Below are 16,471 nucleotides of genomic sequence, written 5' to 3' on the forward strand. Positions count from 1 at the left end.
AACCAGGAACTCACGAATTACGAGAAGCGAGAGTACCAAGCCCGAAGCGTATTCGGGCTAATACTTTCTATTATCTTTTTGTAACTCGTAACTCACAAATCATGGGGCTATCGCACAGGTCCCGGGCAGGCTGCGTTGGTCGAAAATCAGGAACCGGTTACTGGTCTGCTCTTCACACCGCCAACGTACTCCACCCGGCCAGGTTATTGTGATATCGGCCTGCTGCGCGCTGCCCAGACCAAAATGCAGATCCGGCGGATTCTGGCCATTGAAGTTTGTATTGGCCATGCTGAAACGGGTTTGCGTTTGCTCTCCCAATTCACCACCGACATCGGCAAACACCTGCACTTTTGCCCCCAACGCTTCCGTGTTTGGTGCAGCACCGACCAAACGCACCGACAGAAAACGGCTCGCAGGCCCATTACCCGTCTGATTACTAAAGAACTGCAATCCCTTGGAGTGATCCAGCAACGCCACATCCATGTCACCATCCCTGTCATAATCCAGGCAGGTGATTCCTCTTCCGTCACTGGGTAACATCAAGCCCCATTGCACAGCCTGATCCTGGAAGGTGCCATCACCCTGGTTAATAAAGAGCCGAGGCAAGGAGTCGAAATACTCCTGTGTAACCCTCTGGTAATAGTCTTTCGTGTTTTGCTCGCTTTCATTTCTTACAATGCCATCAGGAATCGTTCCAAAACCGTTCACATGGAATATATCCAAAAAACCATCGTTATTGAAATCAGCAAAACAGGCCCCCCAACCCCAGCCCCCATCAGCAACGCCAGCCTCACCAGTAATATTTTCAAGAACAACATCACCACCATGACTATTGTTACGATACAGTCTATTACCCGTAACCCCCCAATTACCTTCAGACTCACCATTTGGGTCGTATATGGAGGTCACAAACCAATCTAAATCGCCATCATTGTCGTAATCTCCCAACGCTGCCCCCATTCCATTCTCATCGGAAACAACCGCCCTATCGGTGACGTTACTGAAGCGACCACCACCCTCCCCTTGCATAACCACACTGGTGCCGAAATCAGATGCCAATAGCAAGTCAATTTCACCATCGCTATTCATGTCTGCAAACTGGGGCGAAAAATTGAAATCTTGAGACATACTGTCGCTAGACAGTCCAGACTCACCGTCAAAATGCATCAGTTCTTCACCACCGTTATTTTTCCAAAAAACAGGGGCAGTGAGGACATTTCCAGGAACCCAATGTGCCAGAAAAATTTCCGGGTAACCGTCATTATTAGTATCTGAGAACGACATTCCATAGGTATGCCTGCTCATGGAAATATTCGCAACACGGTAATATTTATTACTGCTATTACTTGAATAGACAGGCACATTTTTCTGCTTAATATTGCCAAATAACATTTCGCGCCGGTAATCTCCATTCAAATCTGCCATACCCACACCGGTAAACAGGCCTCCCGGATCATCATCAAGTAACTCCATTGAATCGAACCCCGCCTGACCGCCTCGATTACGATAAAAAATCATACCCGAGGCCTCCCCACCGGCATAAGCCAGATCCAACCAGCAATTATCATCTAGATAACCTGCGCTCACTCCACCGGAAACCATCGTAGGCTCAATTGAAAACACATCAGAAACATCCCATGTTTCCGCATTAAAGCCGTGTGGGTGACTAGGGCTGCCCATAAAACCATACAGTCCGAACGCCAAATCATGGCGAGGGAGAAATACATTTAACCCGCTATTAAGTGCCGATACAGAGGGGTCCTCATCGCAGTCTCCCAATTCTGCGAAAGTGGCCAACCCCGGAGCGGTAAAATTCAGCGCAACTGCTTTGGCATAATCCGAAGGCTCCGCCGGTGGATCTTCTTCATCCGGTTCAGGATCGACAATCACGTCTGGCTTTGCCACCGGATTTTCACCATTTACCAATAGGTTGCCATCCGGGTCCTCACTGAGAGCCGGCGTCCACTGATTGCGACAAATATAATTTTTCACACAATCATCGGTGAGCGAACGCAGAAATGCAGCCAGATCCGCGACTTCCGTGTCACTCAGTGGCCGGCCTGGCAATAACGATTCTGCCAACAGGAAACTGCTGGCCTCAAGCGCTTTTCGGGTATGGCTCTCTGAGTACTCATAGCCGCCAAGCCCCTGAAACTGGGCCAGACTCGCCAGCGAGAAATCATAGGTTTCAATTTCACCGCGGGGATCAGCATGGTAACGAATGGTTTCCTGAAGCAGATCAAAACTGCCCGCATGGCCATAAGGCTGTGTGGCGCCAATATTCAACAGGCTCGGCACACGAAAAGCGTAGCGATCCTCTTCCTTTCTCGTGCTCGCCCAACGCCCGATATCGTCTTTTTCGGCACGCATGAAGCCGCGCCCGATTTGCGGAAACGCTACATTGTAGAACTTTTCATTGGTAAAAAAGTCACCACTGTGGCAACTGGCACATCCTAAACCACCCTCATCCTTGCTGGCGAAGAAGCGTTGCGCCCCGCGTTTTGCGGACAGGGACAGCACGTTATTATTGCCTTCAACATAGCGCTTCCACGAGGATTCAATAAAGATCATGGATTGCATATAGGCCGCCAGTGCCCGCTGCACATTAACCAGCGTGATCACTTCCTCCGCGCTGGCCTCGGGCTGGGAAAATGCCTGCCTGAACAGAGCGAGCCAATTTTCCGGACCGTCATCCGACAACAATTCACTGTCTCGCTCACCTCGCAATCGTGCCACCAGGCGCTCCCGGTATTGCTGCTGGGATTCCGCACTGAAAAGGTAGGCACGCATTTCGTTGTGATTGGTCAACGGGAATTTGGAGAACACCTCCATCAACCCGTCCGCCTCTGAGGCATCGGATACATTGCCGCTTTCCGGGGTGCGAATGGCCTGCCCTTTGCCTCCGGCAGTCACAGTGTCATCCAGCACAAACACTCGCCCATCGAAAGTCATGCTGCGATCGAACAAGGCACTGTTGAACACCGTCTGGCTATTGCGGTGCATATTCGGTTTGCCGTCAGCAGCCGGGTCCAGATCGTTGTCAGGATTTAGCCTGCGTTCCGGGCCGACCAATGAAGCATCCACGGGGGACACACCAATGCCCAACGACAAGGCATCACTCCCACCGAAATCCGGATGATGGCACGAAGCACACGACGCAGTGAGATCGCCAGAGAGACTATGGGAGAAAAACAGTAACTGCCCGAGCTTGATCGTCGGGTCACTGTCGGGGATGGCTTGCGCTTGCTGACGCGGGGTCGCGGGGTCCCCGGTGAGCCCTTTAGTGGTAATCACAGTGCGCAACCACTGGTCCAGGGGTGACGCTTCAGGATCGGTATCCGGATCAGGGTCGCCACCGGTGTCCGGATCAGTGGGGGTATTCGTGTCTGGAGTGCTCGGTACAGCCCCACCACCAGAGGAGCCACCGCCTCCACAGGCCGAGAGCAAAGCCAGCAACCCCAGCGCAAGCAAATACCGCCCAGCAACAGCGGCCACTATCCGTAATGTCATCCTGATTATCCTGAAATCTTGTTATTATTCGGTATAGGCAAAAATGTGCTCACCGTCACATTTACAATGTGTGCGAATTATCTTACATAAGACAACATGGCCGCCAGCATCTTCCCGATAAACGGCAAAAATGAATTAAACCATTGATTTAAAGGGATCTTTTCTCATCATATAGCCGCCTGAACGGCTCGAGATACTCCGCCTGGCCGTTCACCCAGGTTTGCAGGGGCTCAGGCATCGAAGAAGGCCAGTCCAGGCCGTACGCCGGTGGCATAAACAGCGGCGCCAACAAGCTGGCTGCCGCCAGGTCTGCCTGTGAGAATTGTTCGCCCACCAGGTAGGTGCGCCCCTGGTAAGCCTGCACCAGGGTCTGGATAGCTTGCTCCAGCGCCACACGGCTTTCGCTTACATGGGGCTCGCGAATTTGCATGGCCTTGCGCATTACGCCCTGTAATTTCGGAAAAATAATGCGCAGGAACGTGCGGCCCCAGAAAGGCCCACCCTTGGCGAAAAAGGGAATCACCAGATCGGGATGATCCAGCAAGGTGTGATAACAATAGCGGCGCACATGGGGCCCGATGTTGTCATCGCAAAACGTTTCCCAACGTAAGGCCTCCTCCCGGTCCTCCGGTGCCTGCGGGGTTAGCGTGCGTGCCGGGAACTGCGTATCCAGATAGCTGATAATCGCCGCAGACCCTTGCACGTAGTGCCCGTCGTGCTCCAGCACCGGCACACTGCTGAACGGCGCCACCGCTTTCATTTTTTTGAGGTGCAAACCAGGAAGGTGGTTTTTCAGCCGGTATTGCAGCCCCTTGTAATCCAGGGCCCAACGGACTTTTTCGCAGTAGTGTGAAATGGGGAACTGATGCAACACGATGGCCATGAAGGCACCCTCTTATTCGGGTAAATGAAGATGAGACCAGAAGGGGGTCACGATTCGAATCCGCTGCCCGGCCTCCCCTCTTACTTCCCGCTCTGTTGTTTTTCGTGCCAGCGAACAATCTGCTGCACCGTGGCCACCGGAGAACGCACCCAGCGAAAGTGGTCTGCGCGGTCTCCCAGTGTTTGTGCATCCAGTAGCACGCTACTCACCGTGGCCGTGATGAATTTTTCCGTTACCGCATCCACGGACATTGGCGGCGCGAAGGCATCATCCGCCATACGCAGACTCAGCACTGGCCCTGTGTATTGCGCGATACCGCAATCCAGATCCTCACTGAAACCATTGGCCTGATAGCGATTGGTTTTCGCCAGGGCCAGCCAATCCTGCATCAAGGTCCTGGCTTCGCGACCACCGAACCCCAATCTGTCACCGGGGTAGTAACCCAGTAATGCCGAAGCCGGCGGGATCATGGCGCAGAGGAATTTGAGTTTGCGGCGGGTTGCACCGGCAAAACCGCCCAACCAGGGGCTGCCACAGGCCGCCAAAATAATGCCGTCAATTTGTGCACCATAGACGCCGGCCGCCATGGCCGCATAATGCCCACCCAACGAGTGCCCCATAAGATAAACCGGCACCCCCGAAGAACGGCTTTTCACCCAATCCAGGGCCACCGGAATCTCATTGACCAGGGGCTCACGAAAGCCCCAGTCACAGTCCCGCGATGGGCGCCAGGGGCTGTCGCCATGGCCGCGCTGCTCCACTAAGGCCACGTTCAGGCCAGCGGCCTGAAGTGCCTGAGCCAATGGCTGATAGAAGCGCGCGCCCATACCCAGCGCTGCCATTAAAATTACCGATCCACGAGCGCTTTCTGCCGGGTACCAGTTTACCGGCAGGGTATAACCTGCGCCGCCAGGCAGAGAAATTTGCTCAGCCGCTTTCATTACTGGCCTCCTGACGGCGCGGGCGTTTCACCAGCTCACCCTGACAATTGGGGCAACGGCTTGCGTGGATAGTGCAGCAGTCCACACAGTAGGTGCATTCATAGGAGCAGATATAGGCTTCTGCATCGGCCGCCAGCGGACACTGGCAGCTTTCACAACTGGATCGCATTTCAAGCATCAGGGTTACCCGGTTAGTGCGCTTTCACTTTCTCTTTGCCGCAGCGGTCACAACGATAAACCGTGACCAGCTTTCCCTGCTTCACGTCAAACTGCTTTTCCTTGCAGACCACCCACTTGTGAAAGTCATGCTGACACATGCCTTTTCTTGGCGTTTTCTTTTGCGGTTTTTTGAACAGCAGAATATCGCCCATTAGCTCAGCACCGTGACTACAACTGGTAACCAGAGCATACCGTAAATTAGCCCTTTCGGTTAAAGCGAGATCAGCAACCCCAGCCCGAGAACGATTTCTATTACCATGAACAAGGCGGGGTAACGATCCAGGCGGCGATCCACCAACCAGGACAGCAACCGGCCAACCGCCATGCCCAGCAAAGCCATCGACAGGGTCACCACCACCCCGTCACGCCATTGCGGCTGATCCCGGCACACCACCAACAGCACAGCCATGGCCACTCCATAACCGCCATACACAGCGCGGACCTCATTGCGGGCCGGCACGGGCAGCGTTGTTATCGCCACCCATCGCGTTATTGAATGGGGCGACACCAGAGCCACCACCCCCATCAACAGAAAAGCCAACGCGGTAATTTCAATCATGAGCCGGCCCCCTGCTGTTCCTGCAGCACTTGTCGCTGCAGCCCACGCCACTGTAACAGGGCGCAAAACGCCACCAGCAGTGCCACATCCAGCAGCAGAACATGCCCCCAGAATGACAACCACGGCGCGCCCATCAACATGACTACCGGGGTTGCCAGCACCCAGGCCAGATCCGCGACCGTGATCATCTTGGCCAGCCCCGGCGAAACAGGCTGGCGCGTCGCCACAAAGGCCACGTCCGCCGCAAAAAACAACAAGGTACCACCAAGGATTGTCAGTATAAGCGAACTAAATTCCCCCATAAGCGATGCCAGTACATCAGGAGCCAGCAATAACGCTGCCCCAAGCAGTGCCGAACAAGCAGCATTGAATAACAGGGCATTTTTGAGTGACGTCCAGGGCATGTTGCACCTCCAGGTTTCAGGCCCACCCGGCGGATTACCGTCGCGGACCGGTTAGTGATAGATTCAGCCTCTACCGAACAAGGAAGTGAAACAATTACCTCAGAGGTAATGGCGAACCCGGGCAGCCCTGCCCATGCTGCTCCGCCACTGAAAAGAGAGAATGCCGATGCGAACCGGTCAGATTCTTGCAGAACTGCGAAAAGCCCGCCGCCTCAGCCAACTGGACCTGGCATTACGGGCTGATGTCTCCAGCCGGCACCTGAGCTTTATCGAAACCGGACGTAGTCAGCCAAGCCCTGCCATGCTCAAGCGCCTGGCACTGGAAATGGCGCTGAACTGCCGGGATACCAATCGACTGCTGCTGGCGGCCGGTTACGCACCGGCCTTCACAGAGACAGACCTCCACAGTGAGAGCATGGCACCAGTGCGCGAAGCGCTGACCGTCATGCTCACAAACCACGATCCACTGCCTGCTGTCATCCTCGATGCCCACTGGAATGTGCTGATGGCCAATGAGGCCCAGCAGCGACTGATGGGCCTGATGATTCAGGAACGCGGCCCCTTTCCGCAAACCGCCAATGTGGTCGAACTGGTGTTCCATCCCCAGGGGTACCGGCCGTTTCTGCGCAACTGGGATGAGGTTGCCGCCTACCTGCTACGCCGCCTGCACCGTGACCAGCAAGCTCGACCGGATCCGGCACTGGCAGCATTGCTTGACCGGTTGGAGGAGCTGGCCGATGTACCCTCCTTGCTTCATCAGCCGACCAATCATGACCACAGCGCTCCCATGATGGCCCTGGACATCGAGCTTGCCGGCCAGCGGCTGCGGAGCTTCTCCACCCTGGCCAGTTTTGGCACCGCGCTGGATGTGGTCATGGAAGAACTGCGCATTGAACATTACTTCCCTGCCGATGAGGCCACCCGTCGCTGGTTCCGAAATCAGATTCAATAGGTTTCACCCATCGAAGGGGGGCGTACAAACCCGTATAATTCGCCCCCCAAGCAATCACCGGCAGCGACAATGACTGACTTTATCCCCGGCCAACGCTGGCTGAGCGAATCCGAAACCGAACTGGGCCTCGGCATCATCAAGGAATTGGATTACCGACTGGTCACCGTGGAATACCCGGCGGTAGAGGAAGAGCGCACCTACGCAAAAAACAATGCCCCGTTGTCCCGCGTCACCTTCGACAGCGGCGACACCATCCGCACCGCCGATGAAATGGAGCTGGTGGTCACCGAGGTCAACGAGCTCAACGGCCTCAAGGTCTACATGGCTCACCCCAAGGACGGCAGCCCGAACGATATTCAGCCAGTGCCGGAAACCAACCTGGGTCACACCCTGCGTCTGACGGCCGCACTGGATCGCCTGCTGTCCAATCAGCTGTCTTCCAATCGCTGGTTTGAGCTGCGTATCGACGCCCTCAATGCCCATTGCCGTCAGCAGCAATCCACCATCAAGGGATTGCGTGGCCCGCGCATCGACCTGATTGGGCACCAGCTGTATATCGCTGACCAGGTGGCCAACCGTTTTGCCCCGCGGGTATTGCTTGCCGATGAAGTGGGCCTGGGTAAAACCATCGAAGCCGGCCTGATCCTGCACCAACAATTGCTCACTGGCCGGGCCAAGCGGGTACTGGTGGTGGTGCCCTCCCCGCTGGTGCACCAATGGTTTGTGGAAATGGTGCGCCGCTTCAATCTGCATTTCTCTATCTTTGATGCCGAGCGCCTTAACGCCCTGCAGCCGGAAACCAGCATCAAGGACATGCTGGCGCAGATTATTGAAGAGGAAAACGCCCCCGCAGACGAAACGCCAGGCAATGTCAGCGCCGCCTCCGGTGACGACAACCCGTTCCTCAGCGAACAGCTGATTCTGTGCAGCACGGATTTCCTCAGCCAGTGCGATATCGATCAACTGGCCGCAGCCGACTGGGATTTGCTGGTGGTCGACGAAGCCCATCATCTGGAATGGTCCGCGCAGCAAGCCAGTGACGATTACCAGCGCGTGGAAACCATTGCCCAACAAGCGCGAGGCTTGCTGTTGCTGACAGCCACCCCCGAGCAGCTCGGTCTGGAAAGCCACTATGCCCGGCTGCGCCTGCTTGATCCGGAACGCTACCCCAGCCTGGAGGCCTTCAAGGAAGAGCAGGCCCATTATCAGGATGTGGCGGCATTGGCCGGGCGATTGCACGACGAACCCAGCTGGGATGCGGCACTGAAAAAAGAAGCCGCCGCCCTGCTGCCGGATATGGACATTGACGAAGTCAACCGCGAAGAGATTCAGGCTGAACTACTGGACCGCTCCGGCCCCGGCCGCGTCATGTTCCGTAATACCCGCCACAACATCGCCGGCTTTCCCGCCCGCCATGTGCACGGCATTCCGCTAACGCTGCCGGACGAATACAAGTACGACAGCGACGAAGAAATTGACGGCCACCTGCACCCGGAAACCCTGTTCCACGATGACCGCTGGTGCAGCCTGGACCCCCGCGTGAACTGGTTGGAAAACTTTTTCAAGCAGCATCGTCACGACAAGGTGCTGGTGATCTGCGCCAGCAGGCACACCGCCACCGACCTGCATGCCCACTGCAACTACAAGCTGGGCATGAACGTGGCGATGTTCCATGAAGACATGGACCTGATCGAACGGGACCGGGCCGCCGCCTTTTTCGCCGATGACTTCGACGGTGCCCAGGCCCTGATCTGCTCGGAAATCGGCTCCGAAGGCCGTAACTTCCAGTTTGCCCACCATCTGGTGCTGCTGGACCTGCCCCTGAACCCGGACCTGCTGGAACAGCGTATCGGTCGCCTGGACCGTATCGGCCAGACCGAAGATATCCAGATTCACGTGCCCTACTTCGAGCAGCACGCTCAGGAGGTGCTGTTCCGCTGGTATCACGACGGCATGAATGCCTTCGAGCACACCAACCCGGCCGGCCACGACATTTACCTGCGCAGCCGCGACGCTCTGGAGCCACTGCTGACCGGGGACCCGGAATACACCGCCATCGAAGCGCTGGTCGACGATACCCGCATCATCACCAATGAGCTGCATACGCTACTGGAGACCGGCCGCGATCGCCTGCTGGAACTGAGCTCCTTCGACAGCGAACGAGCCGAAACCTTGATCACCGGCCTGATCTCAGCCGATGACGACAGCCCTCTGCCGTTCATGCAGCGCATCTTTGATCGTTACGGGGTGGAGCAGGAAGAGCATTCCGACACGGCCATCATCCTCAAACCCGGCCCGCACATGCGTGATGCGTTCCCCGCCCTGCCCGAAGAAGGCGTGACCATGACCGACAACCGGGCCACTGCACTGGCCCGTGACGACATGCAATTTCTGACCTGGGAGCATCCCATGGTCACCGGCAGCCTGGAGATGATGCTCACCGAGCATCGTGGCAAAGCTGCCGTCAGCCTGCTCAAAAATCCCAAGATCAAGGCTGGCACCCTGCTGATCGAAGCCATCTATACTGTTGATGCGATCGCCCCCAAACAACTGCAGGCGGACCGTTTCCTGCCCACCACGGTGATTCGTCACCTGCTCGATGGCAATGGCAAGAACATCAGCCAGGCCATCAGCCACGACGGACTGAGCCAGCAATGCCACAAGATGGACAAGCCTCTCAGTCGCAAGATCGTTGGCAGCCAGAAACCCCTGCTGGAAAAATTGCTGAAAGCCGACGAAGCCAGCGCCAGCAAAGAAGCAGAAAGCATTATTGCCGCAGCCCAGGAGAAGATGCGTGCCGAACAGGCCCGTGAGTTAGCCCGCCTGAAGGCCCTGCAAGCCAAAAACCCGGCGGTCCGCCATGAAGAAGTGGAGGCCCTGGAAGCACAGACGCACGCCCTGGAAAAGTGCCTCGGCGAAGCCCGCTGCCAGCTTGAAGCCGTGCGAATTATTGTTTCGGGAGGAGACTGACCATGAGTGATCTATTGCGCTGCGTTGAAATTGAACCATCAGCCCAGGCCACCGCCAGTGTGATCTGGCTGCACGGCCTGGGCGCCAGCGGTCACGATTTTGAGCCCATTGTCCCCGAGCTTCAGCTGCCTGCTGACCTGCCCGTGCGGTTTATCTTCCCCCATGCCCCGCAGATCCCGGTTACCGTCAATGGCGGCATGGTCATGCCCGCCTGGTACGACATCCTCGCCATGGATATCGACCGCAAAGTGGACGAAGCCGGCGTGCTGGCCTCAGCGGACGCGGTAGATGCGCTCATCGAGCGGGAAATCGCCCGTGGCATTCCCAGCGAACGCATCATCATTGCGGGTTTCTCACAAGGTGGCGCTGTTGCCTACCAGGCCGCCCTGCGCCACCCCAAACCTCTGGCCGGCCTGCTCACCTTGTCCACCTATATGGCCATGCCGGTGAGCCCCAGCAACGCGAACGCCTCACTACCGGTAATGATCTGCCATGGCAGCATGGACCCGATGGTGCCGGAACAGCTTGGCCAGCGCGCCGTAGCCAGCCTCAAAGAAATGGGACTGGAACCCGAGTATCACAGCTACCCCATGGAACACATGGTCTGCCTGGAACAGATTCGTGAGATTGGCCAGTGGCTCAGTCGCCAACTGGGCGGATGATCTCACCATCAGAACGGGCGGCTTCCCGCTAGTTTCAGCAGCCCAATGCCCCGCCAAATAAGGCGGGGCTCAACGTTCCATCACCTCAAATAAGATTGCCGATCTCGGCGCATCAGCGCATCAGCGCAGCTGACACCGGCACAACAGCCCAGCCCCAGCTTTGGTGCGCCTTCCAATCTCTTACCTCGCTTTCACAATGCCTGCGCGTTGTTTGCACATTCTGCCCTTACGCTAAGACCTCTTAACCGGCTATTAGGAGGCCATCATGAAACAATGGATTGCTGCTGGCACATTTATTATCAGTAGCCTTTTGGCTAGCCAGGCCCTCGCCAACCCGCCACCCTGGGCTAAAAACCAGGTTCAGACCAAGCAAGCGCATAACCACAAGGCGTATACGCGACAGCATAAAAAACCAACTATCGTGGTTAAACAAGTTCATGTCACCCCTGTTCGCTATGGCACTGGTTGGCACCATTATGCTCAGGCAGGCCAAACGCTTCCTCGTGATTTACACCTTTATCGTTATCGCCTGCCTGCCCATGCCAGGATTCGTCATCCTGGCAACGGCATTACTGAATTAGTTATCGCCGAACAAGTTATCCGTATCGTCGATGCGACCCACACCATTATCAGCGTTAGTCGCTGAACCGTAGGCACAAAAAAACCGCGCTCCTTTCGGAGCGCGGTTTTTCATGTTGCCTCGTGACGCGCGAGCGCGTCTCTTACAACCAGTACACCGTGATAAACAGGAACAGCCACACCACGTCCACGAAGTGCCAGTACCAGGCACCCGCTTCCCAGGCGAAATTGTTCTCTTCATCAAAGTGCCCTTTGATCACACGCAGCAGGGTCACAAACAGGAAGATGGTCCCGATGGTCACGTGTGCACCGTGGAAACCGGTGAGCAGGAAGAACAGACTACCGTAGATACCCGCATCCAGGGTCAGACCCAGCTCGGTGTAGGCGTGGATGTATTCTTCCACCTGCAGGAACAGGAAGATGATACCCAACACCACCGTCGCCGCCTGGAAAGCGATCAGGGTACCGCGCTTACCTTCCAGCAAGGCGTGGTGAGCGATAGTCAGCGTGATTGACGACACCAGCAGGATAGCCGTGTTGATGGCCGGCAGTCCCCATGCGCCCATGGCCTGGGTCGTATCACCCGCCGGGGTCACGGTCAGCGGCCACATGGCCTGGAAGTTCGGCCACAGCAGTTCGTGGGTCATGGCGTTGCTGCCTTCCCCGGACAACCACGGCAGGATCAGCCAGCGAGTGTAGAACATGGCGCCAAAGAAGGCCGCAAAGAACATCACTTCGGAAAAGATGAACCACAGCATGCCCTGACGATAGGAACCGCCCAGCTGATTGCTGTGCAAACCACCAACGGATTCATTGACGGTGTCACGCCACCACAGGGCGATCACTACCAGCAACCAGGTCAGGCCCAGGAAGAACAGAGGCTTGCCAAAGAAACTGGGCTCCATGTCCGCCATGGTGCTCTGCTGAATAAAATTTGCACCGCCAATAGCGGTCATGAACAGGCCGATGGACGCGGTCAACGGCCAGGGGCTGCTCTCGGGAACGTAATACTTTTCAGTAGCCATTAAAAAATCTCCTCTACAACCGGCTGTTCTAGTTAGCAGCCACGCTGTTGTTTTTACCGGCGACCCGCTCTGTCACATCGAAGATCGTATACGACAGAGTGAATTGGTTAATGTGACTGGGAATTTCCGGGTCCAGATAGAAAATCATCGGCATGTCTTTACGCTCACCTGCCAGCAATGTTTGCTGATCAAAACAGAAACACTGCGTCTTGTGCAGATATCGAGCCGCTTCCCCCGGTGTTACCGACGGGATGCTCTGGGTAATCATGTCCGATGAAGTCGGGTTGCTTGCGAAAAAATGCACCAGCGTAATTTCCCCCGGATGCACTTTTACCCGCTTGGTCTCAGAGGTGAACTCCCCACTGATTCCGTCGCCCTTCTGGGTAATGAATTCCACTGTCACGGTACGATCTTCCACCACAGTCTCAGGCGCTTGAGTGGCAGCCGTACTCGATGTTTTTCCATTCAGTCCGGTGACATCACAGATAACGTTGTAAAAGGGCACCATGAGGAAGGCGAAGCCAAACATGGCCACCGCCCAAATCAACAGCTTTTTCAGCGTGCGCTTGTTGCGCTGTTCAACACTGAGCTGCTCGTCACTCATGGTGCTCCTCCGTCAGTCTCTGTTACTTCACTCTCTGTTACTTGACCACCGGCGGGGTGTCATAGGTGTGGAACGGCGCCGGTGACGGCACTTCCCATTCCAGGCCTTCCGCACCTTCCCACGGTTTGGCCGGGGCTTTCTCGCCTTTCTTCATGGCACACAGCACGGTCACTGCCAGGAACAGCAACTGTGACAGGCCGAACCAGAAGCCACCAATGGAAATCCAGAAGTTGTAGTCCGCAAACTGCAACGCGTAGTCAGCGTAACGACGCGGCATGCCGGCCAGGCCCACGAAGTGCATGGGGAAGAACAGCAGATTGGCGGAAATCAGGGAGTTCCAGAAGTGCAGTTCACCCAGGGTCTTGTTGGGCATGATGCCGGACCACTTCGGCAGCCAGTAGTAGGCAGCAGCGAAGATGGAGAAGATCGCACCGGTCACCAGCACGTAGTGGAAATGCGCCACCACGAAGTAGGTGTCATGGTACTGGAAGTCTACCGGGGTAATCGCCAGCATCAGGCCGGACAGACCACCACAGGTGAACAGCACCACAAAGGCGATCGCCCACTTCATTGGCAACTCGAAGGTCATAGACCCGCGCCACATGGTAGCGACCCAGTTGAACACCTTCACGCCGGTAGGCACGGAGATCAGCATGGTCATGTACATGAAGAACAGGGTACCGGCCAACGGCATGCCCACGGTGAACATGTGGTGAGCCCACACGACAAAGGACAGCAGCGCAATGGAAGCAGTCGCATACACCATGGAGGCGTAACCGAACAGCGGCTTGCGGGCAAAGGCCGGGATGATCGCTGACACGATACCGAAGCTCGGCAGGATCATGATGTACACCTCAGGATGACCGAAGAACCAGAACACATGCTGGAACAGTACCGGGTCACCACCACCGGCGGCATCGAAGAAGCTGGTGCCGAAGTGACGATCCGTCAGCATCATGGTTACCGCGCCGGCCAGTACCGGGATTACCGCGATCAGTAGGAAAGCGGTGATCAGCCAGGTCCAGACGAACAGCGGCATCTTCATCAGGGTCATGCCCGGGGCACGCATGTTGAAGACGGTAACGACCACGTTGATAGCACCCATGATGGAGGAGATACCCATCATGTGAACGGACAGAATGAACAGGTCAGTCGACGCAGGGCCGTACTTGGTCGACAGCGGCGCGTAGAAGGTCCAACCAAAGTTCGGGGCGCTGGGGTTGCCGGCACCGAACGCGCTCATCACTACCGAACCAATCAGGATGGTGAAAGCGAAAGGCAGGATCCAGAAGGACCAGTTATTCATCCGCGGCAGCGCCATGTCCGGCGCACCGATCATCAAGGGAATCATCCAGTTGGCCAGGCCAACCGTGGCGGGCATCACCGCACCAAATACCATGACCAGACCGTGCACGGTGGTCATCTGGTTGAAGAATTCCGGATCCACGAACTGCATGCCGGGCTCAAGCAGCTCGGCACGAATTACCATGGCAAGGAAACCGCCGGACAGGAACATGGCGAAGCTGAACCACAGGTACAGGGTACCGATATCTTTGTGGTTGGTGCTGAACAGCCAACGTTTCAGGCCGGTCGGGGCGTGGTGATGATCGTGATGATCATCATGGGTTGCAGCTGCAGTAGACATTGCTATCCCCTCCCTTATTCGTGGTCGTTAACGTCGGCGGGCTGAATCAGATCGCCGGTGTCGTTGCCGAAAGCATTACGCTCGTAGGTGATCACCGCCGCAATCTGGCGAGGTGTCAGCTGAGCCTTGAAGCTGGGCATGGCGGCACGGCCATTCACCAACACATCGATATGCTCGTTCAGGTGCTCTTTCTTGGTAGCGAATTCCGTACCGGCAAACGCCAGGCCGATACCGCCTTCACCATTGGCACCGTGACACAGGGCACAAGCGCTGTCGTAAACCTGCTTGCCTTCTTCCAGCGCCTGATCGATACCGGCAAACGGTGTCAGATCCGGGCCAGAGGCTGCTTTTTCTTTCTCTTCGGCAATCCAGGTCTTGAACTCGTCCTGGGTCACCACTTCTACAGCAATCGGCATGAAGGCGTGGTTCTTGCCACACAGTTCCGCACACTGGCCGTAGTAAGTGCCTTCCTTACCTTCCGGTACCAGCGCCCAGGTTTCGTTGACGAACCCGGGGATTGCATCTTTCTTGCCGCCGAAATCCGGCACCCAGAAAGAATGGATCACGTCGTCGGACGTCACCAGGAAGCGTACTTTCTGGCCCGACGGAATGATCAGTTTGTTATCCACTTCCAGGTTGTAGTTGTGGTCTTTCTCGGGAGCGTCCTTGCCGACCAGATCTTTCGCGGTGCCATAGGGGAACAGACCGCCGGACAGAACCGGGTTGTTGTACTGTTCCGGCGGCGTGGCCAGGTTGGAGAAGAAAGACACACCAATATCGTTGTCGTCTTCGTACGTCAGGTACTCGTAACTCCACTTCCAGCGATAGCCGGTCACCTTCACCGTCAGTTCTGACTCAGCGGTATCGTCCAGCTGAACCAGTACGCGGGTGGCCGGCACGGCCATGGCGATCAGGATAACGAAGGGGATCACTGTCCACAGCACCTCGAAAAACACGTTTTCGTGGAAGGTGGAAGGATTCGGGTTCTTGGAACGGCGGTGGCGGATCATCGAGAACAGAATCAGGCCACAGACCAGAAGACCGATGACGGTCACGATCCAGAGAACGGTGGTGTGAAGATTTTGAACTTCCTGACTGACCTGGGTTACCCCCGGTCGCAGGTCGAGATCGGAACGTTCGGTCCAGTCGCTAGCGAAGGTCATGCCACTGATCATCAGTGACGTCAGACCCGCCGCCGCGCGGTGGAACAGAGTTGACTGCATGCGTTTGCTCCCTGTTTTCCCCAGCGCTACCCCGTTACAGGCACGCTTGTTCTTTGCCGTTACCGGCGCCTGGAAAGCGAGTTTCAGGATTGATGCAGCGAAACGGTCACCAGACCTTCCCCAGTCACATCCACAGCCAAGGGGGCGGCCGTTTAACGTGTCACATGGGAGGCAAAACCCAATAAAATCAAATAGCTATTTACCGCTATGCTGATTTCATTGAATTGCCGGAGGTGTGGCAAATTGTCCCACTGCATTTATGGGCGCCAACTCTAGTCATTCGCATGGCTAAAGT

Annotated in this window: 15 protein-coding genes; 4 read left to right on the forward strand and 11 right to left on the reverse strand. The window is 56.3% G+C overall.

Going from position 1 to position 16,471, the window contains the following annotated elements:
- Positions 1-99: 99 nt before the first annotated feature.
- The 7 genes from CL546_RS01630 to CL546_RS01660 form a co-directional block, all read right to left on the reverse strand.
- Entirely contained in the window at positions 100-3,510 is a 3,411-nt protein-coding gene (locus CL546_RS01630; RefSeq protein WP_290492599.1) for an FG-GAP-like repeat-containing protein, read from the reverse strand.
- Positions 3,511-3,658: 148 nt separating this feature from the next.
- On the reverse strand, positions 3,659-4,393 hold the full coding sequence (locus CL546_RS01635; protein WP_290492601.1) for a glutathione S-transferase family protein: 735 nt from the start codon (positions 4,391-4,393) through the stop codon (positions 3,659-3,661).
- 80 nt (positions 4,394-4,473) lie between these two features.
- On the reverse strand, positions 4,474-5,334 hold the full coding sequence (locus CL546_RS01640) for an alpha/beta hydrolase family protein (RefSeq protein WP_290492602.1): 861 nt from the start codon (positions 5,332-5,334) through the stop codon (positions 4,474-4,476).
- Positions 5,321-5,512, reverse strand: a complete 192-nt coding sequence (locus CL546_RS01645) for a DUF1272 domain-containing protein (protein ID WP_290492604.1) — start codon at positions 5,510-5,512, stop codon at positions 5,321-5,323. Before CL546_RS01645 ends, CL546_RS01640 begins: the two co-directional genes overlap by 14 nt.
- Positions 5,513-5,525: 13 nt before the next feature.
- Positions 5,526-5,705 carry a hypothetical protein gene (locus CL546_RS01650; RefSeq protein ID WP_290492606.1) on the reverse strand — a complete coding sequence of 60 codons (180 nt, stop codon included), beginning with the start codon at positions 5,703-5,705 and terminating at the stop codon, positions 5,526-5,528.
- 59 nt (positions 5,706-5,764) lie between these two features.
- Positions 5,765-6,112 carry a DUF4345 domain-containing protein gene (locus CL546_RS01655; RefSeq protein ID WP_290492608.1) on the reverse strand — a complete coding sequence of 116 codons (348 nt, stop codon included), beginning with the start codon at positions 6,110-6,112 and terminating at the stop codon, positions 5,765-5,767.
- Positions 6,109-6,516, reverse strand: coding sequence for a hypothetical protein (locus tag CL546_RS01660; protein WP_290492610.1), 408 nt, complete (start codon positions 6,514-6,516; stop codon positions 6,109-6,111). The genes CL546_RS01655 and CL546_RS01660 overlap by 4 nt, the downstream gene beginning before the upstream one ends.
- Before the next feature lie 166 nt (positions 6,517-6,682).
- Between CL546_RS01660 and CL546_RS01665 the strand changes: the two genes are divergently transcribed.
- The 4 genes from CL546_RS01665 to CL546_RS01680 all read left to right on the forward strand — a co-directional run bounded on the left by CL546_RS01665 (position 6,683) and on the right by CL546_RS01680 (position 11,746).
- On the forward strand, positions 6,683-7,468 hold the full coding sequence (locus CL546_RS01665) for a helix-turn-helix domain-containing protein (RefSeq protein WP_290492611.1): 786 nt from the start codon (positions 6,683-6,685) through the stop codon (positions 7,466-7,468).
- 69 nt (positions 7,469-7,537) lie between these two features.
- Positions 7,538-10,438 carry an RNA polymerase-associated protein RapA gene (rapA, locus tag CL546_RS01670; protein WP_290492612.1) on the forward strand — a complete coding sequence of 967 codons (2,901 nt, stop codon included), beginning with the start codon at positions 7,538-7,540 and terminating at the stop codon, positions 10,436-10,438.
- Positions 10,439-10,440: 2 nt separating this feature from the next.
- Positions 10,441-11,100, forward strand: coding sequence for an alpha/beta hydrolase (locus tag CL546_RS01675; RefSeq protein ID WP_290492613.1), 660 nt, complete (start codon positions 10,441-10,443; stop codon positions 11,098-11,100).
- 265 nt (positions 11,101-11,365) lie between these two features.
- On the forward strand, positions 11,366-11,746 hold the full coding sequence (locus CL546_RS01680) for a hypothetical protein (protein ID WP_290492614.1): 381 nt from the start codon (positions 11,366-11,368) through the stop codon (positions 11,744-11,746).
- Positions 11,747-11,822: 76 nt separating this feature from the next.
- On the opposite strand, the gene CL546_RS01685 is transcribed toward CL546_RS01680, so the two are convergent.
- Genes CL546_RS01685 through coxB form a run of 4 tightly spaced genes read right to left on the reverse strand, consistent with a single transcriptional unit; the run spans position 11,823 to position 16,176 of the window.
- The gene (locus tag CL546_RS01685; RefSeq protein ID WP_290492615.1) at positions 11,823-12,704 is read right to left on the reverse strand and encodes a cytochrome c oxidase subunit 3; all 882 of its coding nucleotides are present in this window, start codon (positions 12,702-12,704) and stop codon (positions 11,823-11,825) included.
- Positions 12,705-12,732: 28 nt separating this feature from the next.
- On the reverse strand, positions 12,733-13,308 hold the full coding sequence (locus CL546_RS01690) for a cytochrome c oxidase assembly protein (RefSeq protein ID WP_290492616.1): 576 nt from the start codon (positions 13,306-13,308) through the stop codon (positions 12,733-12,735).
- 37 nt (positions 13,309-13,345) lie between these two features.
- Positions 13,346-14,953, reverse strand: coding sequence for a cytochrome c oxidase subunit I (gene ctaD / locus CL546_RS01695; RefSeq protein WP_007150287.1), 1,608 nt, complete (start codon positions 14,951-14,953; stop codon positions 13,346-13,348).
- A gap of 14 nt (positions 14,954-14,967) precedes the next feature.
- A complete protein-coding gene (gene coxB, locus CL546_RS01700; protein WP_290492619.1) occupies positions 14,968-16,176 on the reverse strand; it encodes a cytochrome c oxidase subunit II in 1,209 nt (402 codons plus the stop codon).
- Positions 16,177-16,471 lie beyond the last annotated feature (295 nt).

The sequence above is a fragment of the Alcanivorax sp. genome (genome assembly GCF_002726155.1).
Classification (GTDB): domain Bacteria; phylum Pseudomonadota; class Gammaproteobacteria; order Pseudomonadales; family Alcanivoracaceae; genus Alcanivorax.